The organism is Cohaesibacter sp. CAU 1516, assembly GCF_005771485.1.
Lineage (GTDB): Bacteria > Pseudomonadota > Alphaproteobacteria > Rhizobiales > Cohaesibacteraceae > Cohaesibacter > Cohaesibacter intestini.
The window spans coordinates 1-2,245 of record NZ_VANT01000034.1 but is presented as its reverse complement, the minus strand read 5'-3'; the positions used below and the strand labels follow the sequence as shown (position 1 = coordinate 2,245).

4 protein-coding genes are annotated in these 2,245 nt (G+C 50.2%); all 4 read right to left on the bottom strand.

Annotated elements, in window-relative coordinates; translation table 11 throughout:
- The coding region (locus tag FDK21_RS20490) for a multicopper oxidase domain-containing protein (RefSeq protein WP_138150713.1) at positions 1-483 on the bottom strand (483 nt) is incomplete at its 3' end.
- Positions 480-968: a cytochrome c gene (locus FDK21_RS20485; RefSeq protein ID WP_246657651.1), complete on the bottom strand. Its 489-nt coding sequence runs from the start codon at positions 966-968 to the stop codon at positions 480-482. The genes FDK21_RS20490 and FDK21_RS20485, both read right to left, overlap by 4 nt.
- 9 nt (positions 969-977) lie before the next feature.
- Positions 978-1,598, bottom strand: coding sequence for a L,D-transpeptidase (locus FDK21_RS20480; protein WP_246657650.1), 621 nt, complete (start codon positions 1,596-1,598; stop codon positions 978-980).
- 50 nt (positions 1,599-1,648) lie between these two features.
- Positions 1,649-1,930, bottom strand: coding sequence for a hypothetical protein (locus tag FDK21_RS20475; protein ID WP_138150710.1), 282 nt, complete (start codon positions 1,928-1,930; stop codon positions 1,649-1,651).
- Positions 1,931-2,245: the final 315 nt, after the last annotated feature.

The following is a 2,245-nucleotide window of genomic DNA, read 5'->3' as shown; positions in this document are numbered from 1 at the left end:
TCCCTTGTGAACATCATGCGCTGTTTGTTGGTGAATATGAGTGTGGTACCAAACAGTCGCTGGAGACTGATCAATCAACATTTCTGGACGCCACTCTTGGCCCTTTGTGACGGGGATATGCGGGCCCCCGTCATGCTCTCCGGGCACTAAAAGCCCATGCCAATGGACGCTTATGGGGCGTGCTAGCTGGTTCTTCACAACGGGATTAAAGTCGCCCTTCTCCACGACAAGCGTAGGCCCCAGATAAGGTTGATTGAAACCAAATGTCTGGTTCGCGGCGTTTCCAACAAATGTTGAAGACCCTTTTTGTGCTACAAGTTCAGCCGTTTTGCTTTGGCGTGTATCCAGTAGCGGAGGCATTTTAAGTCTGGGTTTGTTTGCAAGTGTTGCTCCGCTCAAATCACTACCGTTACTCAATGCATACAGCCCCGCAAGGCTGCCCCCGGCAACAGCGCTTGCCGTCAGAAACTGGCGTCTGTTCATTGTTTTTCCCTTTCAGCAATGATCCGGTTACGTTCGTCGTGCATGTCTCTGATTTCTTGGGGCCACCGGCTTTTTATGAAGGAGAGAACCGCGATGATTTCATCGTCTGTCAGTGTTCCCTCATAGGCGGGCATGTCGGTTTCATAGTTTTTAAGCTTGGCCATCTTGGCAATACCCAGCTTGGTCAATCCAAAAAGCAGGTCATCTGCGTGATGCCAAGTGTGGCCCGTCTCATCATGCGGCGGCGCAGGTAATCTGCCTTGTTCATTTTGGCTTTGCCAATCTGGTTGACCTTCCAGATTGTCCCCATGGCAAGACGCGCAATTGTCCTGATAAAGCGATTGCCCCAATGCCACGATCTTGCTATCGCCCGGTTTAAGCAGGGCACCCTCTGCTTTTATTTGGGTGAAGTACAAAGCACCCGAAAGAAAGGCCAAAACGCCAGCGGAAATCGTAACAACAAGGAGGCTTCTATTCATGTTCATATCTGTCTCCTACAACACAACAATGGGCGTCTGATTGGGGACGCGCCTGTGAAGATCTATGATATCCTGATTGAGCATACGGACACAGCCAGATGAGACTGCCTTGCCAATCGACCAGATCTCTGCGGTGCCATGCAGGCGATAAAGCGTGTCTTTGTTGCCCTGATAGATATATAGCGCTCTAGCACCCAAAGGATTGTCGAGCCCTGCGGGCATACCGCCATTTTTCCAACTCCATTGCTCCAACTCGGGCTGTCGAGCAATCATATCTTCGGGAGGTGTCCATGTTGGCCAAACGGCTTTTCTTGCCACAAAAGCACGACCAGACCATTCAAAACCGGCTCGTCCCAGTCCCACCCCATAGCGTATCGCTCTGCCGTTCTCCTGAATCAGATAGAGAAAATAGTTCTTCGTATCGACAATGATCGTGCCGACGTTCTCATTTGTCTGATAAGTCATTTCGCGCCGCAAAAACTGTTCCGGGATCTTGTCTAGATTGATTGCGGGAAGCGGAAATTGTTCATTAGGCAATGGCCCGTACATCGACGCAAAAGCGCTGGGTATCGCTGGAGACCCAAGTTCGGCATCCGCTTTGGTACTTCGGTTACAGCCTGCGAGGGTTCCCGCCAAAACAATGCAAGATCCAGCCAGAAGCTTTCGGCGTGACACGTTGGTGTGGATCAAGTTTCATCTCCCGATTTGGAAGACATATCCTTGTTATCTCCATGACAGGATTTGCCCATGAATTTGTGCATAACGCTATGCATCGCCAAACACCCGGCAATTGGAGCCATACTCCATAGAATGCTGGATAAAGACTGGCTTTCTGCGCCGATTAATGCGGAACCTGCAGCGGCAAACATTAGCACACAGCATGAGGCCATGATCCAGCCATGGCCAGTTTTCGGAATGAGGCGCCCCAACACCGAAGAGGTTGGGAGTTCCAAGGTTTTATCGGTCATTTTATATTCCCGTTCCCAAGCTTGGGCTTTTCAGGAGCCAGCTTGAACCAATTGATGCAAATTTTGAAAAGAAAGATAGGTCCTGAGTGCCAATAAAGCAGAGGTCTTTCGAGCGAGATTTCTCGCGCGAAAGACATGTCAGCTCGCTGTAGACGAGCCCATGGATGGCAATCAAATTGGGGTCAGGCTATCGGAGGGCGCAGAAAGCCGGTTGGAACAATTGGCTCAATGGCATAAAGCACAATGTCATCAAATCCTTTGCCTGAAGAAGCAAATGCTGACGCGATAAATGGCAGATAAAAAGAGCAGTCCACC

What these genes read in the sequence shown, in the direction of transcription:
- FDK21_RS20485 (WP_246657651.1), bottom strand. Translation starts at nt 968, where the DNA reads ATGAACATGAATAGAAGCCTCCTTGTTGTTACGATTTCCGCTGGCGTT.
- FDK21_RS20475 (WP_138150710.1), bottom strand. Translation starts at nt 1,930, where the DNA reads ATGACCGATAAAACCTTGGAACTCCCAACCTCTTCGGTGTTGGGGCGC.